At 53.4% G+C, this 19,992-nt stretch carries 17 protein-coding genes and 1 pseudogene; 6 read left to right on the plus strand and 12 right to left on the minus strand.

Annotated elements, in window-relative coordinates:
* Positions 1-47: 47 nt before the first annotated feature.
* The 4 genes from AC2FHX_RS09665 to AC2FHX_RS09680 all read right to left on the minus strand — a co-directional run bounded on the left by AC2FHX_RS09665 (position 48) and on the right by AC2FHX_RS09680 (position 3,636).
* On the minus strand, positions 48-1,058 hold the full coding sequence (locus AC2FHX_RS09665) for a DUF2955 domain-containing protein (RefSeq protein WP_496701436.1): 1,011 nt from the start codon (positions 1,056-1,058) through the stop codon (positions 48-50).
* A complete protein-coding gene (locus AC2FHX_RS09670; protein WP_496701438.1) occupies positions 1,048-2,112 on the minus strand; it encodes an HlyD family secretion protein in 1,065 nt (354 codons plus the stop codon). Before AC2FHX_RS09670 ends, AC2FHX_RS09665 begins: the two co-directional genes overlap by 11 nt.
* Complete coding sequence (locus AC2FHX_RS09675; RefSeq protein WP_282027164.1) at positions 2,109-3,266, minus strand: AI-2E family transporter; 1,158 nt, start codon at positions 3,264-3,266, stop codon at positions 2,109-2,111. The genes AC2FHX_RS09670 and AC2FHX_RS09675 overlap by 4 nt, the downstream gene beginning before the upstream one ends.
* Positions 3,267-3,369: 103 nt before the next feature.
* On the minus strand, positions 3,370-3,636 hold the full coding sequence (locus AC2FHX_RS09680; RefSeq protein ID WP_246097203.1) for a potassium channel family protein: 267 nt from the start codon (positions 3,634-3,636) through the stop codon (positions 3,370-3,372).
* 422 nt (positions 3,637-4,058) lie between these two features.
* Here AC2FHX_RS09680 and AC2FHX_RS09685 point away from each other — a divergent pair, with 422 nt between their 5' ends.
* The 4 genes from AC2FHX_RS09685 (at position 4,059) to AC2FHX_RS09700 (ending at position 9,980) form a co-directional block, all read left to right on the plus strand.
* Complete coding sequence (locus AC2FHX_RS09685; protein WP_496701440.1) at positions 4,059-6,707, plus strand: AsmA family protein; 2,649 nt, start codon at positions 4,059-4,061, stop codon at positions 6,705-6,707.
* A 206-nt stretch (positions 6,708-6,913) separates the two neighbouring features.
* Positions 6,914-7,327, plus strand: a complete 414-nt coding sequence (locus tag AC2FHX_RS09690) for a MarR family winged helix-turn-helix transcriptional regulator (protein ID WP_496691971.1) — start codon at positions 6,914-6,916, stop codon at positions 7,325-7,327.
* The gene (locus AC2FHX_RS09695; protein ID WP_496691970.1) at positions 7,324-7,944 is read left to right on the plus strand and encodes a cysteine hydrolase family protein; all 621 of its coding nucleotides are present in this window, start codon (positions 7,324-7,326) and stop codon (positions 7,942-7,944) included. The genes AC2FHX_RS09690 and AC2FHX_RS09695 overlap by 4 nt, the downstream gene beginning before the upstream one ends.
* Before the next feature lie 323 nt (positions 7,945-8,267).
* The gene (locus AC2FHX_RS09700; protein ID WP_496701443.1) at positions 8,268-9,980 is read left to right on the plus strand and encodes an adenylate/guanylate cyclase domain-containing protein; all 1,713 of its coding nucleotides are present in this window, start codon (positions 8,268-8,270) and stop codon (positions 9,978-9,980) included.
* A gap of 71 nt (positions 9,981-10,051) precedes the next feature.
* Here AC2FHX_RS09700 and AC2FHX_RS09705 read toward each other — a convergent pair whose 3' ends face one another.
* The 7 genes from AC2FHX_RS09705 to AC2FHX_RS09735 form a co-directional block, all read right to left on the minus strand.
* A complete protein-coding gene (locus AC2FHX_RS09705) occupies positions 10,052-10,465 on the minus strand; it encodes a cupin domain-containing protein (protein ID WP_050602994.1) in 414 nt (137 codons plus the stop codon).
* Positions 10,466-10,994: 529 nt separating this feature from the next.
* A complete protein-coding gene (locus AC2FHX_RS09710) occupies positions 10,995-12,395 on the minus strand; it encodes a TRAP transporter large permease (protein ID WP_496701445.1) in 1,401 nt (466 codons plus the stop codon).
* A gap of 11 nt (positions 12,396-12,406) precedes the next feature.
* Complete coding sequence (locus AC2FHX_RS09715) at positions 12,407-13,039, minus strand: TRAP transporter small permease subunit (RefSeq protein ID WP_142637619.1); 633 nt, start codon at positions 13,037-13,039, stop codon at positions 12,407-12,409.
* Positions 13,040-13,107: 68 nt separating this feature from the next.
* On the minus strand, positions 13,108-14,118 hold the full coding sequence (dctP, locus tag AC2FHX_RS09720; RefSeq protein ID WP_496701448.1) for a TRAP transporter substrate-binding protein DctP: 1,011 nt from the start codon (positions 14,116-14,118) through the stop codon (positions 13,108-13,110).
* Positions 14,119-14,244: 126 nt separating this feature from the next.
* Complete coding sequence (locus AC2FHX_RS09725; protein ID WP_496691965.1) at positions 14,245-15,585, minus strand: sigma-54-dependent transcriptional regulator; 1,341 nt, start codon at positions 15,583-15,585, stop codon at positions 14,245-14,247.
* Positions 15,582-17,312 (minus strand): sensor histidine kinase, encoded by a 1,731-nt coding sequence (locus tag AC2FHX_RS09730; protein WP_496701450.1) that lies wholly within the window; start codon positions 17,310-17,312, stop codon positions 15,582-15,584. Before AC2FHX_RS09730 ends, AC2FHX_RS09725 begins: the two co-directional genes overlap by 4 nt.
* Before the next feature lie 338 nt (positions 17,313-17,650).
* Positions 17,651-18,322, minus strand: coding sequence for a TetR/AcrR family transcriptional regulator (locus tag AC2FHX_RS09735; RefSeq protein ID WP_496701452.1), 672 nt, complete (start codon positions 18,320-18,322; stop codon positions 17,651-17,653).
* A gap of 69 nt (positions 18,323-18,391) precedes the next feature.
* Here AC2FHX_RS09735 and AC2FHX_RS09740 point away from each other — a divergent pair.
* Together AC2FHX_RS09740 and AC2FHX_RS09745 are read left to right on the plus strand one after the other, a co-directional pair.
* Positions 18,392-18,490: pseudogene (locus AC2FHX_RS09740) on the plus strand (hypothetical protein); the annotation flags it as partial.
* A gap of 75 nt (positions 18,491-18,565) precedes the next feature.
* Positions 18,566-19,615 carry an FAD binding domain-containing protein gene (locus AC2FHX_RS09745; protein WP_496701463.1) on the plus strand — a complete coding sequence of 350 codons (1,050 nt, stop codon included), beginning with the start codon at positions 18,566-18,568 and terminating at the stop codon, positions 19,613-19,615.
* 179 nt (positions 19,616-19,794) lie between these two features.
* Here the strand turns inward: AC2FHX_RS09745 and AC2FHX_RS09750 are convergent.
* Positions 19,795-19,992: hypothetical protein (locus tag AC2FHX_RS09750; RefSeq protein WP_496701453.1), on the minus strand; the 198-nt coding region annotated here is incomplete at its 5' end.

Consider the following 19,992-nt stretch of genomic DNA (forward strand, 5'->3'; position numbering starts at 1 on the left):
GTTGAGAACACTGTCGGTTTCAGCGCCAAGCCTTGTTGCAACTAACTTCATTGAGCCGCCTGGCGCTCCTTTTCCGGCCAGAATTCATCTACCACGACATATGCGATGATTACAAAGAAGGCGGCGCTGGCAACTTGCAAAACTCGAATGATGCTCTTGACGTCAGCCTCGTCTGAAAACGGCGCAACCGACCCGCCGTATACAATCAGAGCCGTTGTAATAGCAGAGCCGGCAGCGGCGGCGAGTGGGGCTTGAGATTTACCGAGTGCTCCGAGTGTCAGGCAAAAGAAAAAACACAGCAGAATGGGCGTTAGAATAACCGGAGCTATTACGTTTATCTCATAGCAAATGATGGATACTGCCGCCCCAAGAAGGTTTGCCGTCAGCATTGCTTTTGCAACTGTTTTGCCTGCAGCGGGCATTGCCGCAAGTTGCTGGCTCAGCAGGGCGACAAAAAACAAAACAAGTAGTGCAGATGCGCCGGAAACAAAAAACGCCAAGGCAAACGGCACTGTTACAAGCGACATCCTGACTATTCGGCGATGTGGGTCGAAGTTCGGCGACGATGCGGCCTTCTTCTGGGCCGCTGTTTGAGGTTCGGCGGGGATCAGCGCGAACATTAGCGTCGATACGAAGCCCGCAAACAGCAGATTCAAAGGTATCCAATACACAAGCACCAAGGCCAGATCCTGGGATTGCAGAACCAAGTTTGGGATCATCAATGCCCCCATGAGAGCTATGACACCGGGTAATACTCCGGCGCCGGAAACTGACCACATGAAAGACAGGATTATTCCAATCGCCACCAGCATCAGAAATACAAGCGGATATGGTGAGAAGATTGACGACATCAGGAACGAAATGAACATCAATCCAATAGAGAAGACAAAGAGCTTAGCAAATGCGGCCAAAGGCAATGCGGCAGGTGCTTGCAGAAAAAGGGCGGCGAACACCGCCCCGACGACGGCGAGCGGCCACCCAAGAAATAGGCCCAATGAAAAGACGCCGGTAACACCCAGCGCAAGCCGGGTGACAGAGCGTTGGTCCTCAGTACGCATAGGACAGAATTGAAACCACGCGGATGTAGGTGCGACCTACGAGGTTCAGCAACGAGTTGTCGCTTAGGTACATGATCACATCGGCTTGCCCATTCAACTGAAAGCGAAGGTCATCTTCGGTGCTTCCGGCTTCATAGCCGGGTAAAACGATCCTGACTGGGAATCTCTCAGGCTCTCGTAAAAAACCTTTGGTGCTTGGCGGGCTCGCCAATTGCCCAGGCACATCACCGCCGCTTAGGGAAACCGCCGAACTAAAGCTCTCAATGACGCCCGGAATAACCTGACCTGGATGCATGTCCAACACTACATCAACCGGAGACCCTATCGAGGCTCTTCCTAGGTTGTTCTCGGAAAAATACGCCTCAATCCAGACGTCAGTTGCGTCCAGAAACGTCAACAGATCCTGACCGGATCGCGCATATGTTCCGGGGGCTATCAGCAAATTAGAGATGACACCTGTCGCCGGAGCGCGCAACTCAGTCCACTCAAGGTTAAGCTCTGCATCCGCCAAGGCGGCCAACGCGCGCTGGATTTTCGGGTTTTCGATTCCGTCGTCACCAAGTCTCTGTTTTGCTTTTTCCAGATCTGCTTTTGCGTTCTCATAGTTTGCCTCGGACTCTGCCAGTTGCCCTCGCGCATCATCGGCCTTTGAGACGGCAATCAACCCTTTCTTTTCGAGCGCAAATACGCGTTCTGTTTGAATGCGCATCGTATCCAGATCGCTCTGCGCCCTTGCCAGTTTGGCCTGTGCCGCTCTTACTTCTGCCGAAGATGCGCCGACTTCTTGAGTGGCTGCTTCGAGATCAGCTTCCGCCTTGTCGCGCTGAATCTCGTAGGGTCGCGCATCGATCCGGACAAGGACATCTCCGGCCGAGACAATCTGACCATTTTCGACCAATACTTCAGTCACGGTGCCAGTCACCTGAGGGACGATCTGAGTCGCCACGGCTTTTACTCTGGCGTTCCCGGTAAATGGCGTTTTCCGATCAGCGACCAAATACCAGACAAGGAAAATCAGAATGACAGCCAGGGTTGTCCATATCGTTTTCCTCATTTCGTCGTACCATCAGCAACGCCCTCGGCTTCGGGCGAGGTATCAATCCAAACCTTGAACAGCTCATAGAAGACAGCAAAGAGAACCGGCCCCATAAAGACGCCGATCAAACCGTACGCCATCATACCTCCGAGAACACCGATGAGGATGACCAACATAGGAGTCTCGAGGCCTTTTGAGATGAACACGGGTCTTAGGAAACTGTCCATTATAGTGACGGGAACAGCCAGTATGGTGAAGATCAAAGCAGTTCCGCCGGACATGGAACTCCATGCGTAGATAATTACCGGTATAAGAACCAATCCGGGCCCGATTTGGATAATCGAGAGTATCAGGCAGATGAATGCCAACGTGGCGGCCGAAGAAATCCCAAACAAAGCCAACAGTATCCAAACGCAGACCGCTTGAATGGCAGCTACGCCAATCACGCCTTTTGTAACGTTCCGAATTGTTGCGCCTGCCAGTGTTACGAATTCTCCACCGCGCGGAGCGAAAACACGGTTGGCAAAGCGCTGAAGACCCTGGACCATATTTGGCCCGGGGCTGAACAACGCCCCCATAATCAATACGGACAGAGCTAAGCCAAGAAGCCCGATGCCGATGCCCAACACCTTTCCAAACAGCGACTTGGTGATCTCAAGGATTTGCGCGCCATATTTCGTAAGCGCGCCGTCAAGATTGCGCTCAAACATCCCCCAGACATCGGAAATTTTGTCTCCAACCAATGGCAATTCCTTGAGGCCCTCGGGCGCAGGGGGGACTTTCAACTCACCCTTGTCAGCTTGTTCCGCGAATTCAGCCCCTAGTTCTGCAGCACCAGACACCGCAGTTGCGACAGGCCCGAGGGTCAGAACAAGGCCCAGCAAAACCAAGATCGTTGTGGCAAGCTTTTTCCGACCTCCTAGCTTGGACTGCAGCCAATCAAATGCCGGGTAAAGCGCCACACAGAGGATAGTTGCCCAGATAACCACGCTTGCAAGCGGGGCCACCATGACCAGAGCGCTGTAGAGAAATAGTCCGAGAAAGAGCAATCGTATCGCTAGATCGACAATCTTTGCGTCCTGTGTCTTTTCCATTCCATCCCTCCATATATTTTTTTGAATGTTATACTCAAAAAACATAATATGTATATTTTTTTGAGTTTTAGTGATCATCTATCAGCTTGAAGGCGCAAATGAATCCAGGCCGCGGTTTGAGATGCACAGACGGGCCAATGCCTGTGCAGGAACTCGGTTTGGCTCATTTGAGTGCAGTCTATTAGTCCGCTTTTTTGTCGTCTTGGGACAAGATTGTATCTGCCACTGTGGTCGCCGCGGTCACGAAGACACCGAGGCCCACGATGATGTAAATCATTGTGAAGATCTTCCCTGCCGCGGTTTCAGGTGAGAAGTCACCAAACCCTACGGTCGAAATTGTCACTACAGAAAAGTAGATTGAGTCGAGCCAACTCCAACCCTCGACAAAGTGGTAAAAGACCGAGGCCCATAAAATCATTCCAACCGTGAAGGCAAGAATGCCTTTCACTCTACCGTCTTTGAAAGCGACGCCTATCCCACGTGTTATTCTAGTTAGTGAGTTCATCCTGTCCTCGTCGTTTGAAGAATTCACATATAACAGTAATTAGATAAATGTGGGAAATCGAAGAAATCTGGCTGCCAATAGCTTGGGAATGCGTCGAGCCGCTGAAGTCGCAACCCCTGCAACGTGTCCAGTTCTGGTCGGTCAAACTCGCTTCAAGCCAGCTGATTGGAAGCTGGGTCAGCGGTACAAAAGTTATTTTGTCATCTACCCGTGATTTAGCTGTCCGACCAAATCAGCGAGAGTTATCAGCTGTACGGTCAAGATCATTCAGAGGTCGGGAAATTTACCGACCATATAATCCATTAACCTAACAAATAAATGGTTTAGGTTGCCCAAGGTATGAATCGGAACATTAGGAGAAAAGCGTGCGGTACGTTGCAAAAGGTGTATTTGTTTGTTGCGCTGTCGCGTTTGTGGCTGTGTTAGCAGCTTGGCTTTTCTTGTCTTCTACGTTGTTTTCTTCTGTAAGGACCACCTTCGTTGAAAACCTGATCTCCAAGAAACTTGGTCAGGACGTCATCATAGAGGATGAAGTGCGTCTGGGCCTTGGCCGGCACTTGCAGGTGTCAGCGGCGGGGCTGGTACTACCCGGTTCGCGGAGAGCGAACGAGAATCTGGCAGCAATCGACGAACTTGAGTTCGAAATTTCCACGAGCGACCTCTGGAACAGTAATCTATCGCTGAGCAACCTTTCTCTCTCGGGCGTTCACCTGAACCTGATCACAGGCAAAGACGGCGTCGGAAACTGGCAGTCCCTTTCCCAATCAGATGTAGAAACCGGACAAGCTGCTAAGTCTCCTAAAATGCCTTTGGCTGGAGTTCTAACGGACCATAAAATTGACCTGACCGATATCACCGTTTTTTACCAAAACGATCTAAACGGGCTTGAGCTGGATCTGCAGCTTTCTGAGCTGCTTCTAAAACGCGATACGGAAGCCGACGTTGCGACCGCAGTTGGGGCCGGTTCGCTAAACGGAGAGAGGTTTGATCTGAACGCGACATTCCCTGCGGAAGACCCGTTTCAGGTAGCGGTGAACTTCGAACAGATTTCGATTACCGCAGAGGAATCCCCCATAGAAGACGGGCTGCAAGTGAAGACGACCCTAGAGGTTGTAGAACTTGGCCAGCTTCTCGAGATCCTGAAGCTTGACCGTGTCCTGGAAGGTTCAGGGAGTATTAGTGCAACATTCAATTCGGTCGACGGCGTTGCTCGGATTGATGATCTAAGTGTTTTGACGGAGTTGGATGGCGGGCAAAGCCTCTCGCTGACAGGACAAATCGGAGAATTGGGGAACCCGGAAGACGTATCGCTGACAACCCGCATTCGGTTGTACCCTGAAGATGCTGAACCGGGCACAGCCGCATCGCGGTATGATCTTCAACTTATCGCGGTCGACATGGTTATCGACAGCGTCCCCGGGCAGATTCCGCAGCGGCAAATGGTCATTAAGACCAACGGATTCACATTGGACACGTCTGGCGAGGGTCCGCCTCCGATCAAGTTCTCCGAACTTTCCAGAACACCAGAGGGCGCCTTAAGGGTCGGAAGCATCAACTTGAGAATTGGGAACCCGGCTGATCCGTTTATCATTTTGGACGGTTCGGTCGATGACGCGCTGCAGTTACAAGGAATATCAGCAGAAGGTCTAATGGATATTCCGGCAAGCAGTTTGATCTCACCAGAACTGTTAGGACCGGACGACCAACTCGGCAGATTTTCCGGCGACTTTCATTTGAATGGCGACATCAACCAGCTATCGCTGACGAATTTGGATGGCAGGACAAGCGAAACGGAAGTCTGGAACCTCGAAGTACATGGCACTGTCAAGAATGTACTCAAATTCGAGGATCTGGATTTGGCAATTGATGTTGAAGTCCCATCAGGTGCAGACCTTTTGGAGGCACTATCGCTTGATCGCGTGGAAACCGGGCGGGCTCGCCTTGAGATTGACCTCGCTAGCGAAGGCACCGATTGGAACGCGAGTGCCAATGTCGAGGTTTCTGAATCTGTCCTGGAAATTGTCGCCGATCTTGATGATGCAACAAGTGATCCTGTGCTGAACGGTTCCATAGAGAGTGACTTGATAAAGATAGATCATATTCGAACTATCATTCAGGCCGCCGCACAGTTGCGGAAGCTAGGCGGTATGGAGCCCGACGAGGAAGACGTCAATCAAGAAGCAGATGACACTGGCCCTTTGAGAGATGTGACGCTTAAACCAATTGGGCGTTCAGTTCTTTTGTCCGGTATGGATATGGATGTCGACATTGACCTTCGGCACATAGAGGGCGCCAAAGGCATTAGCAGTTTGCAGAGCGAACTGACGCTTAACAAAAATGAGCTTAAGGCCGGACCTTTGAAATTTGAATACGGAGGCGCTCATTTCGACGTCAGCGGGCAAATGGATCTATCGAACGACGCGCACCTGCTCACGTTGACCGGCAAGGCAGGCGGCTGGCAGCTGGATGATATTCTTCACGGTCTGAACTTCAAAAAGGGTGCAAGCGGTACGATCTATGCAGATTTTTCGGTGTCAGGAGGAACCGATTCACCCAAGCACTTTGCCAACAGCATGAACGGCAACGCCACAGTTTCATTGCGTGATGGCTCGATCGAGACCCAGCTTTTGGATTTGGCGGGGCTGGGTGTGCTACCTTGGGTGTTTACCAAAGAAAAACAAAAGGTTGCTCCGATCGTGTGCTTGCGCGCGCCGATTAGTATCTCCAATGGAAGTATTTCGACGAAACAAACCACCTTGGAAACGGATCATGTCCAAGTTGTCGTTTTTGGCGGGGTCGATGTGGCTGGCAAGGTCTTGGATTTAGATCTACAGCCCCGCAAGATTGGCGAACCTCTTTCGAAAAGCCCTTGGCCAGTGACTCTAAAAGGCCCGCTAGCTAAGCCGAAAATCAAGGTCAAGGACGGCCCGAAGCGACTGAAACGATCAGATGGTGCAGACAAAATGCCTGCCAAAAGAAAACTCTGCGTCCCGGATATTTTGCAACTGCAGTAGTAGTAGTGGAGGCAGTTGGTTCAGGAATAAATCTAGAATTAAAGAAAGATTGCAGTGCTCCCGAAAAGGGATTTCCGTTTTGAGCCCAGACTTACCGGATGCTGCACGATGTACTAATGTCAGCTTTTTAGAGATGACATTGCACTTGTCAAAATGACATGTATAATGTCGTTATGAAGGCAGAACAACTTCACCAACTGATTTGGATGTCACGCCCCTTGATGCAGGCCGCAGAAGCCTGCGTTGAAACGGGCTTGGTCGGAACCAACCTAACAGTCCGGATGCGCGCCGTTCTGGAGATGCTGGACAAATACGGAGAGCAGACCGTCCCAGAGATTGCGGCAAGACTCGAAATCAAACGGCAATACGTTCAGATCATGTGCAATGAGACGCTGGCCTCAGGTCTGGTCGAGCACCGCCCAAATCCTCGCCACAAGCGGTCTCCTGTCCTGACGTTGACCGATCACGGTCGCACCCTCATTGAAGAGATCATTTCGAACGAAATGAAGCTTATGGAGAGGGTTGGTGCGAACCTACGCAGTGAGAGCATTTCCACGGCGCTTGAGGTCGTGCTCACAGTGACGGACAGACTAAAAACCCAAGCGGGAGAGAGCGAATGACTTTCGGTGTTATCTTGGCCACCGCGGTCTTGCTCCTAATTCTCTGGCTCGCCAACGGTATAAGACGCATTGGCGCGGTCAGTGTAGGAGAAACGATATCGGACCGGAATGGATCAGCACTACTGCTGATTGATCTACAGTCGGTATTCTGGGAGCGCGGTCCGTACTCGAACGCCGCAAAAGAAGCCGCCGCAGGTGTCATTCTTTCGGAAGTAGAAGCTGCGAAAGCGCAAGGCCATCCCGTCATCGCCGTGCGTCAGGAATGGTCGATCCCTTCAACCAAGGCAGTGGCAAAACTCTTGATGAAAGGGCAGGCGATAGAGGGCAGCGACGGGACCGAAATTGCCGAGGTTTTTACATCTCTACCCGACCATGTGCTTGTTAAGCGCGTGCAGGACGCATTCGAAATGGGCGAACTGGATGCTCTTTTAGAGAGTTACGACGTCGGCAGGCTGCGCCTTGTTGGTTTGGACTTGAATTACTGTGTGCAAAAGACGGCGCTGGCGGCCAGAAAACGAGGCTATGACGTCACCGTCGTGAAAGAGGGGGCGCTCGCAGCCGCACCGACGGAAAGCGCTGAAAAGAAGATGTCGTCAGCAGGTGTGGCCATTTGCTGAGCGGACATTGATCTTTCAAGCGCAAACGGCAGCTTCGTCCCGCTCAGCAGACGTTCAACGAGTTTAGAGGAACGTCTGCCTTGAGCCCAAAGCGGAATTGCTTTGCCACGAACATTGGCAGCTAAAGAAACGCAAGTAACTAACTCCGCGGATATGAAGGTGACCGTTTGCTGAATGCGCGACAGGTATTTGAGCATTACCTTTTTAGTTGTGCGTGTATGCCTGTACCTATGCTTTCTATTCATTAAGGCTTTTCAAAATCTGACGAATGGGCTGACAGAAGCAACCCACCGAGCTAACTTCATTGCAAAGAGGAGGGGTGAATGGGAAGACGTCTCACGACGGTATTGGCCGCCGACATTGTGGGCTATTCCGCGCTGATGGATCAGGACCGTACTGGCACAGTCGCTGCATTAAAGACCTTCCGTGAGGACACGTTTCTCCCGATCGTGGAAGATACCAATGGTTCACTGATCAAAAGCATGGGTGACGGCTGGATCGTCGAGTTTCAATCACCATCTGAAGCAGCAGCTTGCGCGATTGCAGTTCAGTCCGCCCTCAAACCTGACCACATCAAACTGCGCATCGGGGTTCACACAGGGGAAGTGGTAACCGATGGCGATGACATTTTCGGCGACGGCATCAATGTTGCGGCGCGTCTGGAGGCTCTCGCGAAGCCGGGACAAGTGCTCTTTTCGGATACGTCACATAACAGCCTTGACCGTAACGATGCGGGATTATTCGACGGCGGAGAGCAAACCGAACTGAAAAACATCACGCGCCATGTTGGAATCTGGTGTTGGCCAAAGGGTACGAAAGCCAATCTCGCGATCAAAGCGGATGTGAGGCCGGGAATCGCTGTGCTCCCATTCGACAATATGTCGGGTGATCCGGAGCAGGAATTCTTTGCCGATGGCATCACGGAAGACATCATAACTGAGCTATCGCGGTTTCGTTGGTTGATGGTCGTCGCACGAAACTCTTCTTTTACTTATAAGGGGAAAAGCACGGACATCCGCGACGTGGGCCGCGACCTAGGGGTTCGGTATGTACTGGAAGGCTCCGTTCGGCGTTCCGGGCAGCGCGTCCGCATCACGGGACAGCTCATAGATACCGAAAATGGGAGCCATTTGTGGGCGGACCGCTTTGACGGTGTGCTCGACGACATCTTTGATCTTCAAGATCAAGTCACCGAAGACGTAGTTACAGCTATTGAACCATCGGTGCGGCACGCTGAAACAAATCGTGCGCGTGCAAAACCCACCAAGGACTTACAGGCATACGAGCTCTACCTCCGAGCATTATCACATTTCCACTTGCTGACTGACCAAGACAACATAGAGGCAATACGACTAACAAAACTGGCTTTGGATCGAGATCCGGAATACGCCTCCGCAGCGGGCTTGCTAGCATGGCTTCATATCCAACGTCTTGTGCAAGGTTTGGAACCTGTAGATCAGGGACCCAAGTCAGCTGTCGCGGCCGCAGAGCAGGTGCTGCGGAGCGATCGCGCGGACGGCATTGCAAAGGCTTATGCCGCACATTCGATCTCTATGCTGGCACAAGACCTGTCCCGCGCGCGGACAGCCTTTAAGGAAGCATTGTCGGAAAATCCCAACGCGGCGACGGTCCACATGCTCGCCGCTGCAAATCTTTATTTGCTGAATCGCCCTGACAAGGCGCTGGAACATGCAGTCCGGTCTGTCGAACTCAGCCCGGGTGATCCATTGCGGCACGCCGCTTTCATGGGACAGGGTGCCGCCTTGTTTCACTTGGGACGTTATGAGGAAGCCGCGCAGGCCTGTCGCGAAGCCTTGTCTGTGCGTGCAACCTTCCTGATGAGCCACCTGATGCTGATTGCCTCGCTCGCTGAGCTCGATGACATAGATGCGGCAAAAACAGCGGCTGTCAAATTGAACGAAATCGCTCCGAATGCGGCTTCGATAACCGAGACAACACGTTTACCATTATTCTCTATTCCAACCTGCGCTGATCGCTGGCGCAGCGGGTGGAAAAAAGCAGGGTTGCAAGTGTGAAGGCAAACGGCATCCCCCCGGTTCCGACAACCATGCATTCGGTAAAGGATATTTCGCCTTTGTCTTGAAAATCAGTCGCTGACCAAAACTCTGCCTGGCTGGCCCTCCTCATGGACACGGAACACCAAAATGGTTGCCCCTTCGTCCCCTGAGCGAGCGGTGTGCACTTTTTTCAACGGAACGACGCCTACGTCACCTGAAAAAGCTTCTTGTTCGCCTTCGCCGTCTAGGATGAGGGTGACGCTGCCCTGCAGAATGTAGGCAAATTCTTCACCGGGATGCCAATGCATTGGTAAAGTGAGGTTTGGTGGTAGGGCAACATGGCTCACGACAACCTCCAAGCCCTCAGTGCTTTTGAGCGACTCGGTTAGCAAGTCCTGAATAAGCGGTTTTTGCAAAGTCGCTGGATCCCGCACATCGTGCGACATAGCCGCTGCGGCACCAGTCACGACAATCAAAAAAGCAAATATGATTGGTTTCCACATCTAATCCCCTCCTACTTTTAGAAGATGATGGCATTGGGACCTTTTCGAAATCAATGCTGGTGTGCACGCGGTTAACTGCGACGTTCCAAATTGTTGTGTCAAAGGCTGTTCCAGGGTCCGCAAAGTTCGCGGAGCGCTTCTTAGTGGACGGTGCGGCGAGTGGCGGCTTAGCCCTGCAGACCGTGAGTTACCGTTCTACAGGATTTCGCACGCTCGACGAAAGGCAGCTAGACACACACTATTCAGCACTTCGCCGTGGTGACGGCGGAGTGCTCTTTCCACTATCTCTCAAGATTCTGCTTTGGGCTCACAACAGGCTCCGGTGCCGTTGCAGAAAGGTCCCCTGCCCCACCAATAGCTGATCATGCGGACGGCCCAATTCAGTCGACACGCCTTTACACGACTGAACAGATAATGACGCCAGCTATCTATGCTTTTGGTCGCCGTTGCTTATTCATGAATGGCACGCATCTTGCATCTTTGTCTAAGCCGCACCGGCAAACCGCGCTCAAAAATCATCCCCTGCAATTCAAACCTGTCCAGGAAGCCACAGAACGATAGCAGGGAACGCAACGAGCATTGCGATCGTCGCTGCATCCGCCAGAAAGAAAGGCGTTACACCTTTAAAAACATCCTGAACGCTTAGGTCATCACGCACGCCAGCCACTACAAAGCAATTCAGCCCGATAGGTGGGGTGATCAGGCAAAACTCGGCCATTTTGACTACCAGAATGCCAAACCAGATGGCACACATCGGGCCGGACATTCCAAAGGTACTATCGGTCGCACTTACCGCTTCACCACCGTTCAACGCCATGACGGCTGGGTAAACTACGGGCAACGTCAGCAGCAGCATACCTATCGCATCCATGAACATGCCCAGTACAGCATAAGCCAGCAGGATACAGATCAGAATGAGCATTGGTGACATCTCAAGCGAGGTGATCCAGTCGGAGAACGCGCTGGGTAGTTCGGCAAAACCCAGAAAACGAACATAGACCAGCACGCCCCAGATGATGGTAAAGATCATGACGCTTAGCTTGGCCGTCTCCAGCAACGCGTCTTTAAGTTCGGACCAGCGCATGCCCTGGTAAAGCGCCATCAGAAAGACAACGAAGGCACCGATTGCGCCACCCTCGGTTGGCGTGCCCCAAGCATCGCCTCCAAATGGGTTGTAGACAAAGAAGATAATCGTCACGACGACAAACAAGATAGGCAATGCAGGCGGAAGAGACATGAAACGCTCTTTCCATGTAAAGCCTGAGACTGGGGGGCCAAAGTCTTTGATCACAACAGCCATGCCAATGATCAGCAAGCCATAGATCAAAGCAGAGAACATGCCCGGAATGAAACCGGCTAAAAGCAGTTTGCCCACGTCTTGCTCCACGATGATCGCGTAGATGACCAGAATAGCCGAGGGAGGGATGAGCGACGCCAATGTGCCGCCTGCAGCGACGACACCTGCAGCAAAGCGCTTGTCGTAGCCGATCTTCAGCATCTCGGGGATGGCGATGCGGGCGAAAACGGCGGATGTGGCAACCGAGGCTCCGGAAACCGCAGCGAACCCGGCGGTGGCAAAGACGGTCGACACCGCCAGCCCGCCAGGAACCCATGCCAGCCATCGCTTGGCGGCCTCGAACAGTGCTTTGGTCAGGCCCGCGTAGTAGGCGAGGTAGCCAATCAGGATGAAGGTCGGGATAAGGCTCAGCGCCTGGCTCGAAATCTTGGAATGCGGCACCTGCCCCGCTGTTTTGACGGCCACAGTCACAGCCTTGCCGAACCGCGCCGGGTCGTACCCAAACTTGGCCCAGAAGATCCAGATCAGGCCAACCATTCCGGCCGTTGCGGCAGCAAAAGCCACACGCATACCCAGCACCACAAGAACAAGCATTCCGCCCGAGACGATCAGACCAATTTCAATGGGTTCCATCAGAATTTACCTCAGTTGTCGTGGCCCGAGACATGCTCGGCTTCCATTGCAGCCTGGGTGGCGGCATCGGGAATCAACGGGACGGCGATAGGCGGCTGGTCAGGATGGCGAATCGCACGACCGTAGGCACAGAGCTGCAGAAAGAGCCTTATGCAAAGCACGCTGAAGGCGACGGGTGCCAACAGCTTGGCGGGCCACAGCGGGATACTGATGTCAATGGAACTGTCGCGGCTCCACAGTGGGGCACCATAGTCGAAACTGCGCGCGAAGTGCGCCCAGCTCCCCCAGATCAGCAAGACGATCAGCGCCAGAATGACGGCGGTTGTCACGAATTCAACGATATAGAGCGTTCGGCCTTTAAGTGCACCAACGAACATGTCCATTCGGATGTGGCCGCCATCGCGCTGCGCATAAGATATCCCCATGAAGGCAATCAACGGCATGGCCTGTTCAATCCAGTCGACATACCCGGGAAGCGGCGCATTGGCGATGTTCCGACCACCGACGGAGACAACGGCCATGACCATCAGAGAGAAAACCGCAAGACCGCTGATCAAAGCCAGAAAGCTCTCCAGTTTGTAGAGATGTTGATCGAGAATGCTGAGACGGCTGTCGTCGGACAGCACCAGGGATGACCCGGCCATCGTTGTGCTCCGCTATCAGGGGAATAGGCACCCGACGCCAGCTTGGCCGACGTCGGGTGGTGAGTGGATTAGCTACCGTTGGCGATCTTGCCGGTCACGAGGTCATAGAGCTCTTGCGCCGGAAGACCGCGTTCGGTGTTTTCCGCAATCCAGGCTTCTGCTGCGGGTGCGGCGGCGGCCTCTTTGAATGCCGCGATTTCTTCATCGCTGAACGTGACCCGTTCGATGCCGCGTTGATCCAGCTCGGGGCCCCAAGCTTCCATCGTTTTGGTCTGGTATTGGGAAACGTAGTGATCCAGCGCTTCGTCTATCGACCCCAGCAGAGCTTTACGATGTTCATCGGACAGATCTTCCAGTGCCAGAGTATTCACGACGACCGGGCAGTTGACTGTTCCGGGGTTCAGGTTCGTCGTCCACCACGTACCGTTCTCAATAGTGCCAAAGGACATATGGGCGTGTGGTGCAAAGCTGACGGCTTTGACGATGCCGCTGTCCATTGCCTGACGTACTTCGGATGCGGACATCGAAGTCGGAACTGCGCCGACCGTCTCCATCGCTTTACCGATACCGCCGGTGGCGCGCACACTCAGACCTTCAAAATCGGTCAGAGATTTCGGCGCGTCACCTACCCCGACAAGGTTGTACTGCGGTAGCGGAGACGGCATCAGCAGAGTCGCGTCCCAGCGGGCCAGATCCTCGACAACGGCTGGATGTTGATAAACGGCCATCGACAGGTCAATTTCCTGTTCAAGGGATGTCACGCCCAGAAACGGCAGTTCCAAGACAGTGATCGAGGGGTTCTTGTCGCGGTGATAGCCAGCGCAGAACTGGGCCATTTCAAACGCACCAATCGAAATACCATCGAGGTTTTCTTTGTTCTTCGACAGGCCACCATAACTGACGTTCAGGGTAAACTCACCGTTGGTCTTTTCGTTCACCAGTTCAGCCAGCTTTTCGACATGCTCTGTGAAAGCACGACGCTTGCCCCACAGGGATACATTCCATTCGACGGCCAGTGCTTCGGATGCAACGGTCAGCGACAAGGCGGCAATGGCCGCCCGGTTAAGGTGTTTGCGCATAGTGGCTCCTCCCAGATCATGCAATTCGTTTGGGCGGAGTATTCAGAATGCGCGGCGTCCTGACTATGAAGGAAAATGCGCGCGTTTTCCCGGGCGCCCTGCGGATTTCCGCAGAGCTGTTTTCGCCTACAACAGAGCCTCTTTATCGAGACCAAGTTTGACGATCTTTTCGTTGAGCGTCCGGCGGCCAATCCCAAGCGCTTCGGCGGCGGCATCCATGCGGCCTTTATGCGCCTTGACGGCTTTGCCGATGAGCTCGCGTTCAAAAGCAGCAACCGCTTCGCGTAGCGTATCCGGCACATCGTCGAAATGCTGATCGCTTTGGATCGCCTGCGCCACTGACCCTCCTCCGCGCCGGGCCGCCAAAATGCGCCGTTCGCAGACATGGCGCAATTCACGCACATTGCCGGGCCAATCATGTGCAAGCAGAGCAGCCAAATCGTCCTGATCGAGTTCTGGTGCGTCTATCTCATAAATCTGCGCGTATTCGTTCAAGAAATGCGTTGCCAACAGAACCAGATCATCCCGTCTTTGACGTAGCGGAGGTAAAGACAGGACAACAGTATTCAGTCGAAACAAAAGGTCCTTACGCAGGCGGCCTTCCTCGGCTGCCAATACAATGTCCTCGTTGGTTGCTGACACGACCCTGAAGCTTACTGGCACTGGCGACACAGCCCCCACCGGCAGCACCTGCTGATCTTCGATGACCCTTAACAGCTTGGCCTGCGCCGCTGGTGGGCACGAGCAGATTTCATCCAGAAACAAGGTCCCACCCGATGCCGCCACAAGCCTTCCGTCGGATTCACCCGCGACGCCGAACATTTCCGCTTCAAACGTATCGGCAGACAATGCGGCGCAATTCAACGCCAGAAACGGTGCCTCCGGCGAGCGACCCAAATCATGTAAAGCATGGGCAACCAGCTCTTTCCCGGTGCCGGTATCCCCCTGCAACAAAACCGCAACCGAAGTATCAGCAAGATCAAGTACATCTTGTCGCAAGTCTGTAATGGCGTCTGTTTGTCCCAGCAGGATGCGGTCAAGGCCTGACAGTTTGAACAGCCGGTCTTTGAGGCGGGCATTGCTTTTTCGCATTCGGTTTTGTTCAGCCGCGTGCCTCAGCACCGTAAGCAATCGCCGTGGTTCATATGGCTTTTCGATGAACCCATACGCCCCGTCCTGTATGGCCTGAACGGCCATCGGGATGTCACCATGCGCCGAAATCAGTACGACCGGAGGCGCCACATGCCTGTCCAGGCTGGCCAGCAATTCAAGTCCCGACATGCCGGGCATACGCACATCGGACAGAATGACATCGGGCGAGGCGTTAGCCAGATGCTCCGTCACCTGAGTCGCACGTGGCAAGGCGCTGACAGTCCAGTCGGCGGCTTCGAGCAACTCAACAAGAGACTGTCGCATTGATTTGTCATCATCAACGACCAGAACTTTGAAGGGTTGCTGCAGGTTCATTCGTCCGTTTCTTCAGTATTTGAGGCTATCGGGAAGGTGACACGGAAAATTGTTCCGCCGCCATTTCGATTTCGGGCCGTCATTGTGCCATCGTGATCTTTGACAATGCTGGTGGAAATGGCCAGTCCCAAGCCCATGCCTCTCCCGCTCTCTCTTGTGGTTACAAATGGCTCTTGCAACTCTGCCAGCGTTGCCTCGCCCAACCCGTGACCGTTGTCCTGAATTTCCAACACGACCTCATCATCAGAAGCCATGACAGCGATATGGATTTCAGGCGCATCCGCTTCATCCGTAGCATCTATGGCATTGCGCAAAAGATTTGTGATGACCTGTTCGATCCGCAGGGCACTGCCCCGGATAAACGCCGGACCAGTCGACGCATCAATTGAGATTTTCACCTTGCCCTGTTCGATGTTTGGGGCAACCAGAGCCAACGCGGCATTAACCGAAGTGCATAAGTCTACGTCGTCGAACGCCTCACTCTCCGACCGTGCAAAAAACCGTAACTGGCGTGTGATCCCTTCCATTCTGTCAACCAGGTTGCCGATTTTTTGTGGCAGCTTGGTTTCACCGGAAGATGAAATCTCTGCAGCCACCAGATGATTGCGCATCGCCGCGATGGGCTGGCCCAGCTCATGCGTGACCGACGCGGATAGTTGCCCAAGAGCGGCCAGTCGGCTTGCGCGCTCCAACTCGCCCTGGGTGCGTTTGAGGCTCCGCTCGGCGGTTTTGCGGTCGTCGATTTCGATGGCAAGCCTTTCATTTGCTTCGCGCAGCATTGCTTCTTCCTCTTCGGACCGCGCCAAGGCAGCGCTTACACGTCTCGCACGTTGTATCTGGAAGAAGATAAATGTGAGCCCCGCCAAGAGGACAAAAACTACAGTTACAAGCCAACTGCGCGCTACAGCCTGATCGTCACTTGCAAAATAGTGAAGCGACCAGCCATGAGGCAAATCCGTTGCTGCAAGATGCAAGCGCTTCGTCCCCGCAATTCTGGCCTGATCTCCCGGCAACTCAACCCAATCCAACGCATCTAAGGCTTGCCCCGGAAACTGCCGGGCGTTTCGAATTCGCTCTCGCTGTGGTTCTGACAATGGCGTCAACGCGCGATATTGCCAATCCGAGTTCGAAGAAAGCAGAACGACACCGTCTTCATTGGCCAAAAGAACCTGTTCGCCCGAGTTTTTCCAACTATCCTGAAGATTAGAGAAATCGATCTTAATCGCTATGACGCCAGTTGAATCTCCCTGGTCGTCAAGCACTGCGTTGGCGATGAAGTATCCTGGCAGACCAGTCGTCGCCCCGATGGCATAGAAGCGGCCCTGTTTGCCAGAAATGGCACTTTGGAAATACGGGCGGAAAGCGTAGTTCTGGCCAACAAAGCTCTCTGTGTTGCGGTAGTTCGATGCGGAAATCGTGATCCCGTCTTCGTCCATCAGGTAGATAGCATCCAGCTCCGCCCGCTCCGCAAAATCCTCAAGGCGTCGGTTTAAAGCTCCGGTGCCGTCTCCTTCGGCTGTTCCAATTACAAAGGAATCCTGTGACAGCACATATGTGAGGTGGGAAAATCGTTCGAGTTCGCTGTTTACCGAACTTTGGTAGAGAGAGAGCCGGCCCTGAGCTTTCGAAAGCTCCTCCGAAACGAAGTACTGGTAAGAAACCAAATAAAGGCCAATGCTGGCGGCAATGGCTACCAAAATACCTACAATATACGAAGCTGATCGCATTGAATGCCCATGAACTGCGACAGCATAGGATCACAGTAGGTATTAGCCGTCCATCCCAAGAGTTCTAATCCGATATTTGGATGTTCAGGCCAAACAAGAATGACTGAGTAATTTGAGAACGCGAAGCAATGAACGAACCCGCCGAAACAACTATGTGCATTGCGCAAGCAGACTCGGCCCAGAGCCGACATCCAGCAGCCAACCGACATGCTGCGGTCGCAGCCCGCATTCCGGACATTCACGGGACACGCTGAGAGCACAGGTCGGTCTAAGGTGTGAAGAACGGAGTTGCCGACCAAAAACCAAAGATCAAGATCAAGATCAAGATCAAGATCGGCTTATAAGGTTTTGGTTCTGGATCCTGTTGCATCCGCTTGAGTGACCCCATCAAGAATCCAGCCTATAGCAAGCATGAACCGTTCGCCGCCGTCTCTGGTTGCATAGGTTTGCATGTTCTTTTGTAATATCGGGGTATCCTCGGGCGCGAGTTGCTTGCCCAACTCCTCACGTATCTGCGGTGGCCGGGTGAGATCGTTGGCGATCGATCCGATGAGTAGCATGGTAATTGCGTCACTCGCTTCGGCGATGGCCCTACCGCTGAATCCACCCGCCCTGAGACATTCAAACATCAGCTCTGTCGTGGTAGCGGTTCCGGGGCCGATGATAGCCTGGCGGACAAAGATCATGCCCGCACCAGGTGTTTCCAATAGCCGCTTTCGAACCTCCTCCAAAAAATCGAGTAAGCGGTCTCTCCAATCTTCCCCTATTCGCAGACCCTGCGCGGCTGCAAGAAAGAGGCTATCAACTGCGAGGGTGGCGAGTTGGTTCTTGTCGTCGATATGATGATAGATCGCCATGGCTGAAACACCGCATTCTTCTGCCACGCGCCGCATTGTAAGTGCGGATGGGTCGCTTGACTTCAAAACGACAAGGGACGCTTCAACAATTTTGTCCACCGTTAAGTCACGGCGTTTGTTTGTTTTTTTTGATCGCTTAGTGGGTTTGTGCATTTCTTTATTTTACATTGTATAATTAAATATACAACGTAAAGTTATGTGGATTCGACTTGGGAGGAATGCATGAGTCTGGAAGGTTTGCAAGTTGGAGTGATCGGTGGCAGCATCGCAGGCTGCGCCGCAGCAACAGCGTTGACCCGAGCTGGCTGCAATGTGGACGTGTTCGAACGATCCTCAAAAGGGCTGATGGACCGCGGGTCCGGCATCGGCATTCCGGGCCCTCTACGCGCCACGCTTATGGACAAGGGATATCTTCCTAAGAATTTCCCAAGTTGCGAGATGAAATCGCGTTGGTGGCAGTTTCCCGATGGAAGTCGTGACGGAAAGCGCTTGTGGACCCAAGCGACCCCCGCCTTCGCCAATAACTGGGGGAACCTGTGGCGTGCGCTGCGGGAAACAGTCTCCGATGACATCTATCACGAGGGCAAGATGCTCTTGGATTTCGCAGAGACTGCAAATGGAGTCACAGTGACCTTCCAGGACGGTGAGACGCGTGACTTTGATCTTCTCATAGGCGCGGATGGATACAACTCTGCGGTGCGCCAAAAGATGCATCCCCACATCGAAACGGACTACGCAGGCTATGTGCTGTGGCGCGGGAACTATCCTGAGGCAGAGTGTGCCGACACCCATTTGATTGAGGCGATCGACAAAGAGACGGCCTGGTTGACTGTCCCTTTTTCGGGCGGACACGGAGTCCTTTACATGATCCCGAATTTTGACGGCAGCGCCGCGACCGGGCAACGCCGTGTGAATTGGGCGGTGTACGCATCCTGTCCTGAAGCACAACCGTTGAACGGCGTCGAATCTATTCCTCCAGGCAGTGTCACGATGGCGGCGTTCGCCGAGCTTCAGATGCTGTTGAACGATCACTTTCCTCCCGCCATTCGCAGCCTCCTCGCCCAAACCCGCCACAAAGACGTGTCGATACAGCCGATCTATGACAGCATCGTCGATACCTATGTCAGCAAAAGAACGCTGCTGATTGGCGATGCAGGAACAATGACCCGCCCGCACACCGCAAGCGGGGCTACAAAGGCATTAGAAGACGCGCTGGCGCTGGAAATGCTTGCGGGCGCAGCCAAAGATTTACCTGACCTGCTCAAAAGCTACGACGCCCAACGATGCGGACAAGCAAAAACCCTCAGTCAAATTGGCCAACGTATTGGCCAGATGCAGGTCGTTGAAACGCCTAATTGGGGGGATATGTCGCCAAAGGATTTTGAGGATCTGCACTTTGCGATCCTGTCAGGTGAAAAGCTCTATCTCTACGGTGAGGAAGCGTGAGCCGAAGTGACGGGCATGACTGGTCCAATTTTGAGCAGCCTTAGAAACTTGATACAGCGGATCTTCTTAAGCGTCTATCGCCCATAATCCACAAAGCGGGCGACCTCTCTTCGATGATGTCTGGACAGTCTAGGCTTCTTGCAGCCCCCGGTGTCGCCGCAGCATATTAGCGGCGAGGACTATGCGCGCGGATCACGGCCCTTTCCGGACATACAGTATACGATAACGATACTGCGGTCGCAGCCCGCATTTCTGCCGTTCGCTTCAGGCGCAAAACCCACTACATTGCCGCCGACAATCAAACGATTTCTTGGCATGGCTTTTGGACCCTGCTTATTGTTACCTAAACCACAAAACGCCCTGATTTGCAGGGTACT

This window comes from Ruegeria sp. CDSC042 (genome assembly GCF_059610745.1).